The organism is Exiguobacterium sp. SL-9, assembly GCF_004336985.1.
In the GTDB taxonomy this organism is placed as follows: Bacteria; Bacillota; Bacilli; order Exiguobacteriales; family Exiguobacteriaceae; genus Exiguobacterium.
This window is the reverse complement of record NZ_SJUO01000004.1, coordinates 187,768-205,822: the sequence shown is the minus strand read 5'-3', so window position 1 is coordinate 205,822 and position 18,055 is coordinate 187,768. Positions and strand designations below refer to the sequence as shown.

Sequence of the window (18,055 nt, the reverse complement as noted above, 5' to 3'; positions counted from 1 at the left end):
CCAATTCATATGTATAGAAAAATCCCCTGATGTCAGGGGATCAACGTGTCCGATCTAATCGTACAATGCGAGCATCTGGATTCTCGATTCCGCGCACTAACTCACTCAAAATTTTAGAACCTAGCATGCTGTAGACTGTTCCGTTGCCTCCATACCCGAGTAAATAAAACAGGTTCGGACGGTCCGGATGTTCCCCGATAAAAGGTAGCTGGTCGATCGACTCACCGAACAGGGCCACCCAGGCGTATTCAACTGTCAACTCATACATCGGGAACAAAGTCTCGACTTCTTGTCGCAACCGCTCGGCCCGCTTTTGAATGAGCGCCTCATTATGCGGTGTCTCTGCTTTTTCTTCATCGAGCCCGCCGGCGATGATGCGGCCGTCCACGGTCGTCCGTAAATAGAGATACGGTCGTTTCGTTTCCCAAATGAGCGCTTGTCCGTCCCACTCTTTAAAATCAGGCAGTGGATTCGTGGCGATGGCATAGGAACGATTGAGCTCGATCCGATGCGTGTCGAGGAGCGGGGCCGGACGATAGCCGGTCGCAAAGATGACGTGTCCCGCTTTGAACGTTCCTGCTGGTGTCAGCACGAGCCAGTCGTCTCCGTCGGCGACGACTTCCGTGACGTCAGTCTCTTCAAAGATGGGGACGTTCTGTGTCGACAAGTAACGGACGACCTGACGGCTGAGTGTGAGTGGATTGACCTCAGCATCGCCGTTCGTGATCAAGCCGGCCGGTTTATCGAACGGGTAGCGTTCTTGTAACGCCTCCCGGTCGAGCCATTCGGCCGCGAGTCCGTGTTTCGTCAGCATCTCATACTCCCGTTTCAATTTGGAGACATCTGCCTCGCTGCTGGCGAAGCAAAGACTGTCACGCCGGATATAGACGTCTTTGGCGTCGACAGTCCCGGCGACCTCGTCGAGCGCATCGACCGCCTCGGCACACAGTTTATAGAAGCGGACCGCATCTTCTTCACCAATTTGTTCAGCGAGTTCATGTAACATGATGTCGTTCGAGTATTGAATGAGCCCGGTGTTCGCGGCCGTGCTCCCGGCTCCGACTTTCCCTTGGTCGATGACGGCGAAATCGACACCGTCCTTGTGAAGCGTATAGGCCGTCAGTGTCCCGGACATGCCCGCGCCGATGACGAGTACGTCGTAGCGCTCTTTCTTAATCGGTTTTTGTAAGACAATCTGTTCCGATTCTGTGACCGGCCAATATAAATTCCCATTATGCATCTCCATGACGTCATCCTCCGATAATCAGCATCTTCTACTTAATCCCCGAATTTCACGAATGAAAACGCCAAAAACCGCAGACGACGTGTCTGCGGTCTCATAAATCTTATATGCGTGCGTTACTTCTTAATGACGACCGAGTTAGCGGATGCGCCTTTTGTATAGCTGATTTTCTTCACGTTTTTTGCCCCGCGGATTTCAGCTAAGTTCGTTCCATCTACTACAACTTCTTTGACCGTTGCGCCGTCAAAGTCGATGATGGCGCCGGCGGCTTTCGGTTTCACTTGAACGACGACATTTTTGAGCGGCTCACCTGTCAATTCCGTGTAAGCGCCACGGACGAAGATGCCGTTCTTGAAGTTCGTGCCTTTGCCAATCGTCACGCCGATGAAGTCGTCTTGAAGGACGAGACGAGCGGCACGGTTATTTTCGACCGTGTAGCGCGTCAATTCAACTTCTGGCTCTGGAGTGAGGTCGATTTGAGCGAGGACCGGATCGTGGTCACTCGCGCGGCCCGACATCTCCGTGAAGTCAGCGTTGACGTGAATCATATCGATCTCGGTCGTCGCCGCTAAACGGTTCGATACGAGGATATGGTCGAGCACTTGCGAGTTCCCTTGATAGACGTACGAGTACCGGTCGACGGCAGGCACTTTTTCGACCATGTTCGTCATCAAGTCGCCTTTGAAGATTTGCATCGCATCCGAGAATTCGAAGTCGTTGAAGTCACCGAGGGCGACGACGTTCGCATCCGGGTTGTCCGTCTTCACACCAGCAACGAAATCATGGACGATTTGAGCGATTTGTTTCCGTTGGACCTCACTGCCAAGGACGACCGGTTGTTTCGAGCCGAAGAAACCGGTGTCGCCACCTTTCGAGTTCCAGTGGTTGGCGATGACGACGACGTTCTCGCCTTGGAAATCGAACTGGGCCGCGAGCGGTTTACGTGAGCTATCGAACGCCGGGTTGAGCGGGTCGATGCGACCTGGGTTGTGCGTCAACTTGCCGTTCTCATAACCGACCGCTGTCGTTGCGTCACCGGCAGGGATGCCTTCTGTGAGCGACACGCGTTCTGGGTCATACAAGAAGCCGACGCGGATGTTGGCGTTCGGTGCGCCACCATCTTTATTGTTTTCAGGGTCGATGTTGACGTATTTGTACGACTTGCCGCCGATCGAGACGATATTGTCGATCAAGCGTTGGTAGCTTTGGTCGGCCGCAGAATCGCCAGTGCCTTGGCCATTGTTGTCCTGGACCTCGGTCACACCGATGATGTCCGGGCTGTTCAACTCTTCAACAAACGCCTTGGCGAGTTTGAGTGCCTTCTCATCCGACGTCTCTTTCACGTTGCTTGAGAAGTTCTCGAGGTTATATGAAGCAATTGTCAACTTGTCCTTTTCGGCTTCGATGAACGTCGTCTCACGCTTGGCATCGCCTTTGACGAAGGCTGCTTTCATCTCGTCGAGTGAGGCTTGAATCTTATAGTTTCCAAACGAATATCCGACGATTCCGACGATTGGGCCATTGAAGCGGTCACCCGTCGCGACGTCGAATTCACGCGCTTCCGCGTTCGGCTCGAGACGGAATTGGATCCGTTCCGGGTTGGCATCGTCTTTTTTAAGGAGCACACCACCGTTGAACGTCTCAGTCGGTGTTCCTTCGAGCACGGTCACGAGGTCGCCGTACTGTTGTGGCGATACCGATTTGAGGTTACCCGTCTCGACGCGCATCCCTTCGAGGCTCTCCCAGAAATCGATGGCGTCTTTATCCGGATTGAAGACGGCGAGGGCGTCGCTGTCAATGAACTCGGTCGGTAAGTTCGACGCGTCGATTTTCACTGGCGTCGGCAGTGCGACACCGCTCTTGACGACATTGACACTGCCGTTACGCGTGTCGATTTGCGTCATCTTCATATCCGTCTGTTGACGGTCGCTGTATCCTTCGATGGCGTACTCACTGACGAGACCTTTCACGTTGACGAGGTCACCGACTTGGATGCCGGCGATCGAGCGGCCGCCATACAAGATGATTCCTTCTGACGTACGCGCATCTTGGTCGGCTTCCATGTCAGGCGTTTGGATGTAGTAATACGTCGTACCCATCGACACGAACGAGTACGTGACGACGCCTTCGACGCCTTCAACGGTCTGTCCGTTCATCGGTGACGTGTGGCTCGCGCCTTGGATATCATGGATCCGGATCTTGTCCGTGATCTTGTATTCGAACGTCGTCACGGCGCTGAATACATCACCTGATTTGACGGCCGTTTTAAGCGTCATCGTCTCTTCAATACGGACTGGTGACGTATAAAGCGTGCCGTTCGCTTTCGGGTCCGATCCGTCGAGTGTGTAATAGATGTCCGCGCCCGCTGTCGTCGTCGAGAGCGTCACGTCTTGTGGTCCGACGAACGTGCCCGCGCCTGGCTTCGCTGTTGCCGGACGGAGTACCGATGCGTCGATGACCGTGTCCGACACGTCACGGGGGATGATTTGATAGGTGTTATCGAACTGTTGAACGATACCCGTGATTGACGAGTAGTTGACATCCGTCTGTAAATCGAGAATGCCGCGCTCGTCACGGACGACGAACTCTTTCGTGCCGTCTGTCGCCGTCAAGTTTTGACCACTACCTGAGAGCGTGACGTTGTTCACGGTAACAAGTTCAGACTCGACGTCTTCATTGATCTGTTCGCCTGTGAGAACTTGCGCAGCTGGGACGCTTGTCGCTTGTTTTGAAACGACGACGGCGCTGTTCAATTGAAGAAGTTCACGATACGAACCGATTGCACCCGTGACGACAACTTCATCACCGACGTTGACGGCGAGTGACGTCGGACGGACCGAGAGGCCGCCTGTCGCATCTTGAATCGAAATCGTGTTGGCCAGCTTAGCTGTGACGACACCTTTAATCGTGACCGTTTCGCCTTCGGCTTTCGACCGGGCATCACTAATTGAAATCGGAGTGACCGGCGCCGGTGGTTCGACCGTACCGCCATCGCCGTAGTCGACGCCTTGGAACGTGTGTGATCCGAGGTTCGTGAACGTATCGATCGGTTGTGAGTTCCATTCAGTGGCCGGGTCGAACGCATCCGCGCCGTTCGCATCCCCTGTCGTGACCGTATCTTTCCGAACTAACGACTGGTCAGCGGTTGCAACTGTCGTTCCCCATTTCGTGCCCGGGTCGAACCCGACTTGACCGAAGACGTCGAGCACGGTATCGCCTTTTTTCAAGACGAGCGTGTCATCGCCGTTAAAGTTCGTCACGCCGCTTGTTGTATTGGCTTTCGCTTTCAAGGTTTCGCTCGCGCTACCGTTGACGATGACATACGTGCCACCTGGCTCGAGCGTCCCCGTCAAGTTGAGCGTCGTGCCTGGAGCGGTCCCTCCGTTTGAATACAGTTCGAGCTTATAGGCCGAGAGATCGATGGCCGCGTTCGTCCCGTTGAACAGCTCAATCGCTTTGTTGTTGCTCGATCCTTCCACGTATTCCGAGATGAATAGGTCTGAAGCGTTCAACGTCTCTGCGTGTACGTTTGCCGCAATCGGCGTCATGCTGCTGACGATGAGTCCGGCTGATAAGGCGAGGCCGGTCATTTGTTTGAATGAACGTGCTTGTGGTTTCCCCATGTGTTAGTCTCCCTTTGATTATGTAGATGGCCGATACGATGTCCCAATTCGTGTGGTCCTTTATTTGAACGAATGCCCCCTTAGTCCAAACGAAATGATAGCGCTTACATAACGGTTCTTGTCGCAACGAAAAGTCACTTATACGCCCCATCGTTTGACGAATTTCACTATCATTTACCAACTTTTCAACTACATGTTAAACATAACCAAGCAGACGTCAGAACTCAATCGACTTAATAAGAAGTTCATATTACAGTTTGATGACAAGAAGGAAGAGACGAGAGAGGAGGCCAATCGGGTTGACGGAACGACGCACAACTCTTACAATTCATTAATACTATTAAATGAATCGGTTAACTGTGTATTAAACAGGGAGGAAACGAATGACAACAATTACTTATCCGGTCATCCCGGGAGCGGGTGCGTTTTATTATGAAGGAAATGAAATAGGAATCTTATTGTGTCACGGCTTCAACGGGACGCCCCAAAGTGTGCGCGACGTTGGGATTTCCTTGATGGAGAAAGGGTTCACCGTCTATGCCCCTCGGCTCAAAGGACATGGCACGGACCCGGAAGAGTTTCGACAATCGACCCGCCGCTGCTGGTATGAGTCGATGGAAGCCGGCATCCGTCTATTACGTGAGCGATGTCGACACGTCATCGTCGTCGGGCAGTCAATGGGTGGAACATTGGCGATGAAGGCCGCCTTGTCCGGTCATGCCGATGCAATCGTCACGATCAATGCGGCGCTGTCGGTGCCGGGCTATGCCTGTCACGCCAAGGATGATGTCTGTCGTTTCATCGATGAAGACGAACCGGACATCTGTGCACCGGGTGTGTACGAGATCGTCTACGACAAAGTGCCGACGTCAGCCATTCGTGAACTGCTCGCACTCATCGAGGAGGTGCGACCGAGAGCAGCCGAGGTGACGGTGCCGACGTGCGTCATCCATTCCTCCATCGACAACGTCGTCCCGCCTGAAGATTCGATGTGGCTGTACGATATCATTCAAGCCCCGAAGCAACGAGAGGTACTCGAACGGTCTTATCATGTCGCCACGATGGACCATGACTGGGAGCGGTTGGCCAACGTCATCGGAACATTTTGTGAACAAGTTGCGACTGTCTCTGAAATGTAGTCCTTGGACTGCATTTTTTAATATCTCATTATTTGCAAACGCTTGCACAAGTGCTATTGTAGGATTAGATTCAGCCCAAAACAGGTATTGCTGTTCAAGTATAGTAAATATATATGATGACATATAGGAGGCAAGCAGCGTATGGAGTCGATGGTCAGTAGACAACAAGTAAAGAAGAAAACGGTCACCCGCGCGTGGTGGAAAGAAGCAATCGCCTATCAGATTTACCCGCGCAGTTTCAAAGATTCGAATGGGGATGGCATTGGCGATCTTCGAGGTATCATTGAAAAGTTAGATTACTTAGAAGACCTTGGCATCGACGTGATCTGGCTTTGTCCGATGTACAAATCACCGAACGATGACAATGGTTATGACATCTCAGACTATCATGGAATTATGGAAGAGTTTGGAACGATGGAAGATTTCGATGCGTTGCTCAAAGCCGTCCATGCGCGCGGTATGAAGTTGCTTTTGGACCTCGTCGTCAACCATACGTCCGATGAGCACCCATGGTTCGTCGAATCGAAGCGGTCAAAAGACGACCCGAAACGCGACTGGTATATCTGGCGCGACGGGGCAGAGGGGGGTCCCCCGAACAACTGGGCGAGCATCTTTGGCGGTTCGGCTTGGGAACTGGATGAGGCGACTGAACAGTACTATTTGCATGTCTTCTCGAAAAAGCAGCCAGACTTGAACTGGGAAAATGAAGAAGTGCGTGGCGCCGTCTATGACATGATCAACTGGTGGCTCGACAAAGGCATCGATGGATTCCGGGTCGATGCGATCAGCCACATCAAGAAGATGCCGACTGAGACGATGTTGCCGTCTCCGGACGGGAAGCCGTACGTCACGGCGTTCTCGATGTATTCGAACATTGACGGGATTCACGACTATCTTCAAGAGATGAAACAAGCGACGTTCGCCCATTACGACATTATGACAGTCGGCGAGACGAACGGGATTGAGCCACAAGCGGCTGATTTATGGATGGGACCAGAAAACGGGGCGATGAACATGGCGTTCCATTTTGACCACGTCGATATCATGCGCAAGTCGCGCTTAGCACCGCTCGATGTCGTCGAATTGAAACGAATTTTTGACAAGTGGCAACAAGGACTGCTCGAGACCGGATGGAACGCGCTCTATATCGAGAACCATGACATGGTTCGCGCCGTCTCGCTCGTCGGGGACGAAAACCATTACTGGCGCGAAAGTGCGACTGCCCTTGGTATGATGTATTTCTTCATGCACGGGACACCGTTCATCTATCAAGGACAGGAAATCGGCATGAAGAACGTACCGCTCCCGTCAATCCACGATTATGATGATGTGGCGACGAAAAATGAATATTTCGAACGAATCGCCCACGGGATGAGTGAGACCGATTCGATGCAACACGTATGGGGCACGTCACGCGATAACGTCCGAACTCCAATCCAATGGGATGCGTCACCGTACGCTGGTTTTTCAACAGCGACGCCGTGGATGCCGATCCATGAAGAATATGAGACGCTCAACGTCGACGCCCAATCGAAAGATGCCCATTCGATTTTGTCGTTCTATAAAGCGATGATCCGTCTCCGTCGGACGGAAGACACGTTCACGTACGGCAGTTACCGCGATTTGTTACCGGATCATCTGCAAGTGTTCGCCTATGAGCGCGCGTTTGAAGAACAAACGTTTTATGTCGTCGTCAACTTGACGGCAAACCCTGCCGAGACGACACTGCCTGGTCTCGACAAGGCGACGCTCGTGTTAACGAATGAGATGGACCCCGAGACAATCGAGACGGATACGTTTATGCTGCGGCCGTTCGAAGCGAGACTGTACCGCTTATAATGTGAAGACACCTTCGAAGCGAAGGTGTCTTTTTAGGAGGTAGGAACATGCATCACATCGAGATTGGGAACGATGAGACGATATTCGAGTTTAGTATCATAGAAGCGTCACGCGAGACGTTACGGCTCGCCCACGGTCTAGTCACCGAGATCGTCCGGACCGAGGCGTATGTCCGGTTCGCGCGGGACTTGACCGATGCCTTTCATACGCTGGTAGGAGTTTGTCGACTGTGGAATGAGGAAGGACGAGCGATTTTGACAATCTCGTTCGACCGAGGCCGCGTCGAGGTCGAGACGGCCTGGGGGCAGGTGACGAGACGATTCGTAACCGACCAAAGTTATGTGACGAGGACGGTCGGCCAAGTCGGCATCGTGGAATAGATTGTGACAAACGCGGGAAAAGAGCATATGATAGAGGTTGACTATACGGAAAGGGGTGTCGGGTATGGATGGCACGAAACGCGCGGACATTCGCCCAGGGCTCCACGTCCAGATTGTCCTAAAACAAGATCAGCGGAGTGGGAAGTTGACGCCAGGCATCGTCAAAGACATTTTGACGAACTCGCCGCGTCACCCGCACGGCATTAAAGTACGCTTAAGCGATGGACAGGTCGGTCGGGTGAAAGTGATCGAAGCTGGAGGTGAATGACATGAGTGAAAAGAAATTAAGTTTTCAAGAGGCGATGAAGCAAAAGCTCGCCGAGAAGAAACAGAACGAGACGAAAGTGCCGACAGGACTTCGTGGGACGAAGCAGAAACCGTTGACGAACCAGTTGACGAAGAAGCCGAACAACCAGAAGAAACGGACGGGCATCTAAAAAGCAGCCGCTCATAGGAGCGACTGCTTTTTTATTTCCCATCGTATTAGATATATAGTCTACATAAAATCAATATTTGTTACACAATAAAACCTATTCATAAAGCGAACGATTCGAAAAAGTTGAATGTAGACATCAAAAATCAGTCGGGAAATAAAGATTTATTATTTCATAGGTTTAACATTGTAAGCGCTTTAAATAAAGCTATTACTCACTTTTTGTTATATAACATATGAAATTTGTGTGAACTGACCTATAAAAAAATTATTGCTAATTGTCAGAATCTTTGTATAATTCAAAACAAGACATCATAAAACAATTCAACTTTAGATTCACACAACAGGGAGGAACTTATTCATGGAAGCCGTACAAAGCTTATTGCAAGGAAGCGTCGACTACTTGAACAACATCTTATGGACGTACGTGTTGATCGTCGCGCTCGTCGGGGCAGGGATTTACTTCACGGTCAAAACACGATTTATGCAATTCCGCTACTTAAAAGAGATGTTCCAAGTCGTCACGGAAAAATCAGATGCGACAGACAGTAAGAGCATCAGCTCGGCGAAGTCGTTCTTTATCGGAGCGGCAACGCGAATCGGTACAGGTAACTTGGCCGGTGTCACAGTCGCTATCACACTCGGTGGACCGGGAGCGGTTTTCTGGATGTGGATCGTCGCACTCCTCGGTGGAGCGACCGCAATGATCGAGAGCACGCTCGCTCAAGTATATAAAGTAAAAGATGACGTCGCCTACCGCGGTGGTCCAGCTTACTACATCGAAAAAGGCTTGAACAACCGTTTCCTTGGAATTGTGTTCGCGGTCTTGATTGCATTCACATTCGGTCTCATCTTCAACTCGGTTCAATCAAACACAATCGCAGCAGCATTCGATAACGCGTTTGGCCTCGAAGCCGCAGTCGGTGGCGCAATCCTCGTCGTCTTGACAGGACTTGTCATCTTCGGTGGGGTTCAACGGGTCGCCAACTTCTCGGCAATCGTTGTTCCAATCATGGCAGTCCTTTACTTGGTCGTTGCGCTTTACGTCGTCGTCGTCAACATCACAGAAATGCCAGCTGTTATCGGAATGATCTTCCAGAGCGCGTTCGGTCTCGAGCAAGCGTTCGGCGGATCGGTCGGAGCGGCAATCATGATGGGTGTACGTCGCGGTCTCTTCTCGAACGAAGCAGGTATGGGTTCGGCTCCGAACGCAGCAGCGACGGCAGAAGTATCACACCCAGCAAAACAAGGTTTCATGCAGACACTCGGTGTCTTCTTGGATACATTGATCGTCTGTACGGCAACAGCTGCCATCGTCCTTCTCTCAGACAGCTACGCAGCTGGTAACGGTGAAGGAATCGCACTTCTTCAAAATGCATTAGCTGAGCAAATCGGATCGTGGGCACCTGCCTTCATCGCCATCAGCGTTCTCTTGTTCGCCTTCAGTTCGATCGTCGGTAGCTACTACTACGGTGAAACGAACATCGAGTTCATCAAGAAGAGTAAAGCAGCCGTCTTTGGTTTCCGTTTACTCACAATGGGCTTCGTCTTCATCGGAGCAGTCGCAAGCCTCGGCTTCGTCTGGAGCCTTGCTGACTTGTTCATGGCGGGCATGACGCTCATCAACTTGGCAGCCATCACGTTACTCGGTGGCGTTGCCTTCAAAGTCCTTCGTGACTACGAAGAACAGCGTGCACAAGGCCTCAACCCACGCTTCTCGGCTCGTAAGCTCGGTATCGAGAATACAGAATGCTGGGACGTCGAAGAGGACGAGGTTGCAGAAGGTACAGTCCAAGTGGCTGCTGCAGACTCATCAAAATAATTAGTTAGGCAACAACAGGGACCCTGCTCATCGGGGTCCCTGTCTTTTTATGCTTGTTGACGGATGGATTCGATTTTCGTATCGGCTGGCTTCGCATTCAAATGGACATACGTCCCGGCGACGAACAAGGCGCCCCCGACGATGTTGCCGAGTGTGGCAAACAAGAGGTTATTCAACGCAAGCCCGAGGTTGATCGCCTCAGATGGAGCGTAATAGAGCGCGAGTCCGAAGATGCCCATATTAGCGATCGAGTGCTCGAAGCCGGCGGCGAAAAAGACGACGACTGGTAGCATCGTCAGCATGATTTTGGCGACGTCATTCTTTGTCTTCAATGGCATGAAAATAGCGATGCAGACAAGGATGTTACACAAAATCCCTTTCAAAAAAATCGCTAGCGCCTCGCCGCCCATCTTTTTGGCGGCGACGACCGATAACAGATGGTCGGCACTGACATCACCCATGCTGTGGGCCCCGATGACGAGTCCGACGAGGAGGAGCGCACCGAACAAATTACCGATCCAGCTCACGGCCCAGACAGCAGCGAGGTCACGCCAGTCGACACGGCCACGTTTCGTCCCGGTGTATAAATACATCGTATTGCTCGTGAACAGTTCCCCACCCATCCAGACGATAAAGACGAGCGCAACCGAGAAACTCATCCCCGCGAACAGCATTGTCCCAGGGACGTCGATGAACATGTTTCCGACAGAGAAGGCGAAGACGACTCCGATCCCGATTAGGAAACCAGCGACGATGGAGCGGATTGCGTAGTGACCGAACGCATGACGCAACAGCGTCGCTTTTTTATATGCGGCTTCTTCCATATACTCGACAGCTTGTTTTTCCATTTGAATACAGCCTCCTTTAGACAACTTAAGTCTAGGAGGTCCACAAAAAGTTTGCAATTGTTTTCACAAACTTTTTTTTGAAAGCCGTTCCAACTGTTCACATCGTTGCCACGAGTTCGACTTTCATACGGTCGGGATCCTCGAAATAAAGAGCGATATAGTTCGGACCACCGGCGTAAGGGAATCGGTCGGCATAGAGCTCCGTGAATCCGTGCTGAGGCAATTGCGAGCGCAGTCGCTCGAGTTGCTCCAACGACGCGGCATGAAAGGCGAGGTGGTTCAACCCTGTCTTTTTACGATGATAGGACGGTTCGAGGTGGTCGGCCTCGGTTTGGACGAAGACGAGATACGTGTCACCGAAACGGTAACTCCTCCCTTCATCCCATTGTTGGTAAACGGTATAGCCGAGTTCCGTGAGGAGCCAGCCCCAAGCAGAAAGGCTCTTGTTCAAATCAGAAACGTACAATTCAACATGATGCAACATCGGTCTCATCCTTCCGTCGGACGTTTCAAATCCGTCCGTTTAGTATAATGGTAATTATATAACGAATGCAGGGGGAACCATATGGACAACACGGGGCTTGTCTCGAACATATTGATCGCGGGAAAGACGGGGGTCGGCAAGAGCGCTTTTCTAAATTACATTTATGGGCGTGACGTCGCCGAGTCGCGTGCCGGAAGCCCGGTGACGGCCGAGGGGTTACATGAATATGAATACTACGATCTCGAGCGAGGTATTTTGTTCCGTTTCTTCGATACGTGGGGACTCGAAGCGGACCGCTCCGACGAATGGCACGAAGCGGTCCTGTCGATCGTCAATCAACGGGAAGGTGCGCTCGATATCGCCGACTGGTTCCATACAATCTATTACTTATTGTCCATCAACTCAGGACGCGTCGAGGCGTATGAGTTAGAATCCATTTTAAAACCGCTCTACGCGAAGCGAAGCAATGTCACGATCATCTTGACGAACTATAACCCGGACAGTGCGATGAACGTCGAGAAGGCGGAAGCGATGGAGGACGTGCTCATGCGCGAACTCGGAATTTCACGGGATGCGATGATTCGCGTCAACAGTGTGGAAAAGAAGTTGCTCGGCGGACAAGTCGTACCCCATATCGGCTATGAGGCGGTGTGGCAACGCAATCGGACCAACCTGTGGCGAGACGTCGAACGAAAACTGCCGCACAACTTGACGCATCATTTATTGACCGAGTTGGCGGCATGGCGAGACCGGAGCAATCATTCGGCTGAGACGATTCGTATGATCACCCCGCAAGTGATGATCAGCTGGAAAGCCCGCCAAATCGAAAAAGATTTGGAACGAACGCTCGAGGAGGCCGCCGAGACGACAGAGGCGGCGATGGCTCAAGGCGTCCGTCACTACATCCAACTGATGGAGCGCTATCCGCTCGTCGGTGCCCCGTCCGACCTCGTCTTCAAAACGCGCCGGGTCGAGCTCGGGTTTGATTATTCATTCAATCGCACCGTTCGGAAGATGGTGCTCGGGATGATTCCGGGCGTCCATTTCATCTATTGGGCGTTCAAGCGCAGGACGGCGGAGCGTGGTATCAAAAAAGCCGTCAATCAGCAGTATGAACTGGTCAAGCAGACAATCGAATTGGATGTGCGCCGCGGATTCGAGGAAGAGATGCGACGGCTCGGCCAGACGCTCAATCAATGAGGAGGAATAGATATGGAGAAAAAAGTTCCGTTCAATTTGGATACGTACGATTTGAAAGAAGAACTCGATCGGTTGCGCGGCAAAGTCAAGAAACCGAACATCTTGATTGCGGGAGCGACCGGGTCGGGCAAAAGTTCCGTCGTCAATCATGTGTTCGGGCGTGATTTGACGAAAGTCGCCGCCGGTGAGCCGGTGACGCGTGGGATTCATCAGTTCATGAGTGACGACATCGCCATCGTGCTCTATGACAGTGAAGGGTATGAGATTGGGAGTGCCCGGCAACAAGCGTACGCCGACGAAGTCATCGGCTTCGTCGAAAAGGCCCAGACGAAAGAGGTGGCCGAACAGATTCATCTCGTTTGGTACGCCATCAACGCCTCAATGAAACGAGTCACACCGCTCGACCGGGCGCTCATCAAACAGTTGAACGAAGCGACATCGGTCGCCGTTCTGTTGACACAAATCGACCAAGTCGACCTAGATGAACTGACGGCGCTCCGGAATGAACTGGCGGACGTCGTCCCGGAACAGGCCGTGTTTCAAGTCAGTGTCGCCGAAGAACTGTTACACGACCCAGAACTTCGGGCCCATCTCGATTGGGAGCGTCTCGTGACGTGGTCCGTCGAGCAACTCGACCAATCGCTCCAAGAAGGACTGCTCATGGAGGTCCATGCCGAGAGTGAGGCGATGCTCAAGTTGAAACGGAAGAAAGCGAACCGAATCATCTCGGGTTATGTCGCTAGTGCCGGGACGGCTGCCGCGGTCCCACTTCCGTTCGCTGATGCGATCGCACTCACACCGATTCAAGTGACGATGAGCGTTCACTTGTTCCGCTATTGGGGTGTGAAAGCGAACGACGATATGCTGAAGACACTGATCGGTAGCACCATCATCCCGCAAATCGGACGGGCGCTCTCAAAGACGATTTTACTGAACGTCATGAAGTTCTTCCCGGGTGCGAACGCGGCCGCGAGTGTCATCAATGCGACTGTCGCATCAGGCATCACGTGGGCGATTGGACTTGCCATCAACGAAGTCGCGTACCGGAATGCGATGGATTCATCGAAAACGATCGAGCAATTGCTCAACAGCGACTTTGGCTCACTGTTCGAACAGTTCATGGAGCAAAATCCGGTCACGAAAAAGAAGGCTTGATTCGCACGTTTGATACACTGATCGAGACGAGACAAAGGGGGAAACGGAATGAAGAAACGAATTTATATTACGAGACGTTTACCGGAAGAAGCGGTGGCACCGCTACGGGACAAGTATGAGGTCCGGATGTGGGAAGAAGAGGCGAAGAGCGTCCCACGCGACATCTTGTTAAACGAAGCATCGTCGGCGCATGCGCTCTGGGCGATGCTCAGTGATACGATTGACCGGGAAGTGATTGAGCAGGCGCCGCAACTTGAGGTCATCTCGAATTTGGCGGTCGGCTATAACAATATCGATCTTGGAGCGGCCAAGGAGCGAGGCATCATCGTGACGAACACGCCAGACGTGTTGACGGAGACGACGGCCGATCTCGCGTTCGGATTGATGATGATGACAGCGCGTCGGCTCGGAGAAGCAGAGCGTGATTTACGAGCCGGCGAATGGAAATCATGGACACCGATGGGTTACGTCGGGATGGATTTGTACCGGGCGAAACTCGGGATTATTGGCATGGGCCGTATCGGGGAGGCAGTCGCGCGCCGGGCCCGTGGCTTTGATATGGATGTGTTGTACCACAATCGGACGCGTCGTCATGAATCGGAATCGATGTACGGTTTCGTCTACGCGGAACTCGACGAGTTGCTCGAGCAATCAGATTTCGTCGTCGTCCTCGCCCCCCTCACCGAAGAGACACGTGGGATGTTAGGGGCGGAACAGTTCGCGAAAATGAAAGAGACAGCGGTCTTCATCAACGTCGCCCGTGGTGAGATCATCGATGAGGCTGCGCTCTATGAAGCGTTGAAAGAACAGCGGATTTGGGCGGCAGGGCTCGATGTGTTCGCCAAAGAGCCGGTGGCGATGGACCATCCGCTCTTGACGCTTCCGAACGTGACGACGTTGCCGCATATCGGTAGTGCCTCAATCAAGACCCGACTTGCGATGATGGCGCTCAATCGGGACGCCATCGTGAACGTGCTCGAAGGGGCAGAACCGAAAAATCGGCTGACGTAAAACAAGGACCTGACCGCGTGCGGTCAGGTCCTTGTTTAAATTAGAAACGGCGGATATTATCTGGATCTTCATAATCGTTTCGTAGTGCCCGGTCATCGAGTCCACGTAACTTGTTCTCACGGTCAGTCAACTCTGCTTTTTTATCCAATTTGTCCTGTTCAGGGTCGACGGCCCGATTCGGATTGTCGGCAGTCGATTCGTTGAATGGTTTCGAATCGATTTCTACACCGTCAGACGTGTGACGCTCGTCGGTCCGGCTCGTATCACGGTGTTTCGGATCGTTATATGGTTCCGAATCAATTTCTACACCGTCGGACGTGTGCTGATTTGAATGGGTGGCATCGGGTTTCGATTCATTGTATGGCTTCGAATCGATTTCAAGACCGTCGGCCGTATGGTGACCTTGATGGCTCGTATCATGTTTCGAATCATTATATGGTGTCGAATCGACCGTCAATCCTTCAGTATGGCGCCGCTCGAAGTCTTCATCCACATAGATTAAAATCTTTCCGGCTTCGACGTCACTGTAATGACGTTTCACCTCGTCCTCGCTCAAGCCCATATTGCGAAGTCCGGCATGGACATCCTCGTGTCCGCTCAAGAAAGCCCGGACTTTATCGAACCATCCGGTATGGTGCGCCGCTTCAGTATGGACGTCTGTCTGACGACGTAAAATCGAGACATTGTCCTCGTGTTTCGCGACGACGTAGATATCTGAATCTTTGTAGCCCTTCGCACGCAACTCCTCCACTTTACCGAGTGCCGCGTCTTGCGTGTCATACATGCTGATGAATCGTTTCTCACTCATATCGTTTTCCTCCTTATAGTCGGCGATGGTCTTCTAAGCCAGAGTGTCCGCGGACGATCGGGTCGTCCTTCGTACCATGCGGTTCTTCGTCATGATCATTGAACGGCTTCGCATCGAAGGCGATGCCATCCGCTTCTTCGCCTTTATCGTGGTCGAGTTCACTATCTTTCTTATACATGTTCGGATAGCGCTCATAAGAGTGTTGATCGATGTAAAGCAGTAATTTGCCGTCGTCGATCGACGTATAATATTCTTCAGCCTCCGCATCACTGAGCCCCATGTTCCGCAATTCATCCCGAATGCGGTCACTTCCGTGAAGGAACGCTTTCACACGGTCCAACCAGTTGACATCACGAATCCCCGATTCGGCGTTCACATCGGTATGGTAGCGCAAGGCAGAAATTTCCCCGTCCCGCTTGGCCACGACGTGCATGTTTTTCTCAGCTTCCCCAGCTTGTTTGAGTTCGTTCACCTTATCCATCACTTCTTGCTCGTTATGGAACAACCCAATAATTTTACGATCCGACATGTTGTGCCTCCTTCGATTTCGTTTCATTTTTAATTGACGTCACCCTATTAGTAATTTCCGTTCTCACAAAGGTTCAAACAAAAAACGCCATCTCAAGGCGAGAATGACGTGATCAATAATAAATCATCAATGTTTCGTTTCCGAGATGGCATCGCGTGTTTTTCCAGACGAACTCGACCAACGTCCACATGGCCATGAATCCACTGATTCCGAGAAGGACGAGTGCATACACAGGTGTCAATTGAATCAAGAACGACCACCCGAGTGCGAATAAGATGGGCTGGGTCAACAAGACGAAACCGACGTACACGCCTACGATGAGAAGTGCGAATAAAATCCGCCGTCCTAACGTTTGGAAATGGTGTCGGAATCGCGTCAATAGGCCAAACACGGCTCCGGTCAACAGCACAGGGAGGACGAACGCGAAGTAGTCGAGCGGATAAGACGTGGCGGGTGCCGTGAAGAGGCGCAAGCTGAACACGTCGTCCATCACGAGCAACAAGTTCGCGTAGGCGAACGCCAAAATCATACCGAGCAGCCAACCGAATTGATTCCAGACACGACGTGACGATTTGATGGCCTCGATTTTCGTATAGGCTAAAAAGGAGACATCTCGCATCTCGACATCTTGGAGTTTGACTTGAACTTCATTGAGCCGTTCGATCGCCCAGTCGAACTCCCGATTGGCCTGCACTTTCTCATGAGGCTTCAATTCGTCTGTCGCCTCAATCATCAGATGGTAACGACGTTGATATTCTTCATTTGTCTTCGGCTGTTCAATCAAAAATCGAGCATAATCTTGCGGGTCTTGTTTTGTGAGTCCTTCCAGGGACTGCTCGTTCTTTTCAGATTGTTGAATATAACCGGCCAAACTGTCGAGTAATCGGTCGACTTGCTGCTTGTCATCTAATAGGTCGTTCAAATGCGTGCGGACTTGATCGTAAAACTGTTGAACGACCGGATCGTTCGATACGTGTGGTTTCAGAAAAATTCCTCTCTTCTACTTAATAAGTTATTCATACAGGGGGACTGTCATTATGGGTCAAGGTCAGTGAGTCAAAATCACCTTGCTCGATGCTACGGATGAGAATCTCACTTCCGCCCATATTGGTCGCCAAGGGGATGGAATAGACATCACAGAGGCGCATTAAGGCGCTCACATCGGGCTCGTGCGGTTGAGCTGTCAACGGGTCACGGAAGAAAATAATCATATCCATTTCACCCCGGGCGACGGCGGCGCCGATTTCCTGGTCGCCGCCGAGCGGGCCGGACTGGAAGCAATGGACAGGCAAGCCTGTCGCCTCGGCGATGCGCTTACCGGTCGTGCCGGTCGCGAACAGATGGTGGTTTTCTAAAACGTGGGCGTAAGCTTTCACGAGTACGATTAAATCATCCTTCTTCTTGTCATGGGCAATCAGGGCGATGTTCATCCTACTTCCTCCTCTAAAAGACTTCTTCTTTTAATTCGTATCACATTTGACTTAGAAAAACACGCCTTCTTTCTTTAAGAACGCCTACTAAAGAATTGTTTTCTCATGAAT

Annotated in this window: 17 protein-coding genes; 9 read left to right on the top strand and 8 right to left on the bottom strand. The window is 51.8% G+C overall.

Going from position 1 to position 18,055, the window contains the following annotated elements; all coding sequences use genetic code 11:
• Nucleotides 1-40 precede the first annotated feature (40 nt).
• Together EVJ34_RS11895 and EVJ34_RS11890 are read right to left on the bottom strand one after the other, a co-directional pair.
• Nucleotides 41-1,246, bottom strand: a complete 1,206-nt coding sequence (locus EVJ34_RS11895) for an NAD(P)/FAD-dependent oxidoreductase (RefSeq protein WP_131485754.1) — start codon at nucleotides 1,244-1,246, stop codon at nucleotides 41-43.
• Between the two features lie 113 nt (nucleotides 1,247-1,359).
• On the bottom strand, nucleotides 1,360-4,866 hold the full coding sequence (locus EVJ34_RS11890; RefSeq protein WP_131485753.1) for a chitobiase/beta-hexosaminidase C-terminal domain-containing protein: 3,507 nt from the start codon (nucleotides 4,864-4,866) through the stop codon (nucleotides 1,360-1,362).
• A 383-nt stretch (nucleotides 4,867-5,249) separates the two neighbouring features.
• On the opposite strand from EVJ34_RS11890, the gene EVJ34_RS11885 reads away from it, so the two are divergent.
• The 6 genes from EVJ34_RS11885 to EVJ34_RS11865 all read left to right on the top strand — a co-directional run bounded on the left by EVJ34_RS11885 (nucleotide 5,250) and on the right by EVJ34_RS11865 (nucleotide 10,479).
• The gene (locus EVJ34_RS11885; protein WP_131485752.1) at nucleotides 5,250-6,005 is read left to right on the top strand and encodes an alpha/beta hydrolase; all 756 of its coding nucleotides are present in this window, start codon (nucleotides 5,250-5,252) and stop codon (nucleotides 6,003-6,005) included.
• A 141-nt stretch (nucleotides 6,006-6,146) separates the two neighbouring features.
• Entirely contained in the window at nucleotides 6,147-7,844 is a 1,698-nt protein-coding gene (locus EVJ34_RS11880) for a glycoside hydrolase family 13 protein (protein WP_483297329.1), read from the top strand.
• Between the two features lie 47 nt (nucleotides 7,845-7,891).
• Nucleotides 7,892-8,224, top strand: a complete 333-nt coding sequence (locus tag EVJ34_RS11875; protein WP_131485751.1) for a hypothetical protein — start codon at nucleotides 7,892-7,894, stop codon at nucleotides 8,222-8,224.
• A gap of 64 nt (nucleotides 8,225-8,288) precedes the next feature.
• Nucleotides 8,289-8,492: a YwbE family protein gene (locus EVJ34_RS11870; protein ID WP_131434498.1), complete on the top strand. Its 204-nt coding sequence runs from the start codon at nucleotides 8,289-8,291 to the stop codon at nucleotides 8,490-8,492.
• A gap of 1 nt (nucleotide 8,493) precedes the next feature.
• Nucleotides 8,494-8,661, top strand: coding sequence for a hypothetical protein (locus EVJ34_RS15835; RefSeq protein ID WP_198662215.1), 168 nt, complete (start codon nucleotides 8,494-8,496; stop codon nucleotides 8,659-8,661).
• Nucleotides 8,662-9,018: 357 nt separating this feature from the next.
• The gene (locus EVJ34_RS11865) at nucleotides 9,019-10,479 is read left to right on the top strand and encodes an alanine/glycine:cation symporter family protein (protein ID WP_131485750.1); all 1,461 of its coding nucleotides are present in this window, start codon (nucleotides 9,019-9,021) and stop codon (nucleotides 10,477-10,479) included.
• Between the two features lie 47 nt (nucleotides 10,480-10,526).
• On the opposite strand, the gene EVJ34_RS11860 is transcribed toward EVJ34_RS11865, so the two are convergent.
• A complete protein-coding gene (locus EVJ34_RS11860; protein ID WP_131485749.1) occupies nucleotides 10,527-11,327 on the bottom strand; it encodes a formate/nitrite transporter family protein in 801 nt (266 codons plus the stop codon).
• 97 nt (nucleotides 11,328-11,424) lie between these two features.
• The gene (locus EVJ34_RS11855; RefSeq protein WP_131434504.1) at nucleotides 11,425-11,811 is read right to left on the bottom strand and encodes a VOC family protein; all 387 of its coding nucleotides are present in this window, start codon (nucleotides 11,809-11,811) and stop codon (nucleotides 11,425-11,427) included.
• Nucleotides 11,812-11,892: 81 nt separating this feature from the next.
• Between EVJ34_RS11855 and EVJ34_RS11850 the strand changes: the two genes are divergently transcribed.
• The 3 genes from EVJ34_RS11850 to EVJ34_RS11840 are packed head-to-tail and all read left to right on the top strand — an operon-like array spanning nucleotide 11,893 to nucleotide 15,177.
• Nucleotides 11,893-13,011, top strand: coding sequence for a GTPase (locus EVJ34_RS11850; protein ID WP_131485748.1), 1,119 nt, complete (start codon nucleotides 11,893-11,895; stop codon nucleotides 13,009-13,011).
• A gap of 12 nt (nucleotides 13,012-13,023) precedes the next feature.
• Nucleotides 13,024-14,166: a YcjF family protein gene (locus tag EVJ34_RS11845; protein ID WP_131434508.1), complete on the top strand. Its 1,143-nt coding sequence runs from the start codon at nucleotides 13,024-13,026 to the stop codon at nucleotides 14,164-14,166.
• A gap of 48 nt (nucleotides 14,167-14,214) precedes the next feature.
• The gene (locus tag EVJ34_RS11840) at nucleotides 14,215-15,177 is read left to right on the top strand and encodes a 2-hydroxyacid dehydrogenase (RefSeq protein WP_131485747.1); all 963 of its coding nucleotides are present in this window, start codon (nucleotides 14,215-14,217) and stop codon (nucleotides 15,175-15,177) included.
• A gap of 40 nt (nucleotides 15,178-15,217) precedes the next feature.
• On the opposite strand, the gene EVJ34_RS11835 is transcribed toward EVJ34_RS11840, so the two are convergent.
• The 4 genes from EVJ34_RS11835 to mgsA form a co-directional block, all read right to left on the bottom strand.
• Nucleotides 15,218-15,985, bottom strand: a complete 768-nt coding sequence (locus EVJ34_RS11835) for a YflT domain-containing protein (RefSeq protein ID WP_131485746.1) — start codon at nucleotides 15,983-15,985, stop codon at nucleotides 15,218-15,220.
• A gap of 13 nt (nucleotides 15,986-15,998) precedes the next feature.
• Entirely contained in the window at nucleotides 15,999-16,514 is a 516-nt protein-coding gene (locus EVJ34_RS11830) for a YflT domain-containing protein (protein ID WP_131434513.1), read from the bottom strand.
• Between the two features lie 112 nt (nucleotides 16,515-16,626).
• A complete protein-coding gene (locus EVJ34_RS11825) occupies nucleotides 16,627-17,436 on the bottom strand; it encodes a hypothetical protein (RefSeq protein WP_236634520.1) in 810 nt (269 codons plus the stop codon).
• Nucleotides 17,437-17,530: 94 nt separating this feature from the next.
• Nucleotides 17,531-17,944, bottom strand: coding sequence for a methylglyoxal synthase (gene mgsA, locus EVJ34_RS11820; RefSeq protein ID WP_131434515.1), 414 nt, complete (start codon nucleotides 17,942-17,944; stop codon nucleotides 17,531-17,533).
• Nucleotides 17,945-18,055 lie beyond the last annotated feature (111 nt).

Excerpts from the sequence above, each read along its gene's own strand:
- EVJ34_RS11895 (WP_131485754.1), bottom strand. The coding sequence starts at position 1,246 with ATGGAGATGCATAATGGGAATTTATATTGGCCGGTCACAGAATCGGAA.
- EVJ34_RS11890 (WP_131485753.1), bottom strand. The coding sequence starts at position 4,866 with ATGGGGAAACCACAAGCACGTTCATTCAAACAAATGACCGGCCTCGCC.
- EVJ34_RS11885 (WP_131485752.1), top strand. The coding sequence starts at position 5,250 with ATGACAACAATTACTTATCCGGTCATCCCGGGAGCGGGTGCGTTTTAT.
- EVJ34_RS11880 (WP_483297329.1), top strand. The coding sequence starts at position 6,147 with ATGGAGTCGATGGTCAGTAGACAACAAGTAAAGAAGAAAACGGTCACC.
- EVJ34_RS11875 (WP_131485751.1), top strand. The coding sequence starts at position 7,892 with ATGCATCACATCGAGATTGGGAACGATGAGACGATATTCGAGTTTAGT.
- EVJ34_RS11870 (WP_131434498.1), top strand. The coding sequence starts at position 8,289 with ATGGATGGCACGAAACGCGCGGACATTCGCCCAGGGCTCCACGTCCAG.
- EVJ34_RS15835 (WP_198662215.1), top strand. The coding sequence starts at position 8,494 with ATGAGTGAAAAGAAATTAAGTTTTCAAGAGGCGATGAAGCAAAAGCTC.
- EVJ34_RS11865 (WP_131485750.1), top strand. The coding sequence starts at position 9,019 with ATGGAAGCCGTACAAAGCTTATTGCAAGGAAGCGTCGACTACTTGAAC.
- EVJ34_RS11860 (WP_131485749.1), bottom strand. The coding sequence starts at position 11,327 with ATGGAAAAACAAGCTGTCGAGTATATGGAAGAAGCCGCATATAAAAAA.
- EVJ34_RS11855 (WP_131434504.1), bottom strand. The coding sequence starts at position 11,811 with ATGTTGCATCATGTTGAATTGTACGTTTCTGATTTGAACAAGAGCCTT.
- EVJ34_RS11850 (WP_131485748.1), top strand. The coding sequence starts at position 11,893 with ATGGACAACACGGGGCTTGTCTCGAACATATTGATCGCGGGAAAGACG.
- EVJ34_RS11845 (WP_131434508.1), top strand. The coding sequence starts at position 13,024 with ATGGAGAAAAAAGTTCCGTTCAATTTGGATACGTACGATTTGAAAGAA.
- EVJ34_RS11840 (WP_131485747.1), top strand. The coding sequence starts at position 14,215 with ATGAAGAAACGAATTTATATTACGAGACGTTTACCGGAAGAAGCGGTG.
- EVJ34_RS11835 (WP_131485746.1), bottom strand. The coding sequence starts at position 15,985 with ATGAGTGAGAAACGATTCATCAGCATGTATGACACGCAAGACGCGGCA.
- EVJ34_RS11830 (WP_131434513.1), bottom strand. The coding sequence starts at position 16,514 with ATGTCGGATCGTAAAATTATTGGGTTGTTCCATAACGAGCAAGAAGTG.
- mgsA (WP_131434515.1), bottom strand. The coding sequence starts at position 17,944 with ATGAACATCGCCCTGATTGCCCATGACAAGAAGAAGGATGATTTAATC.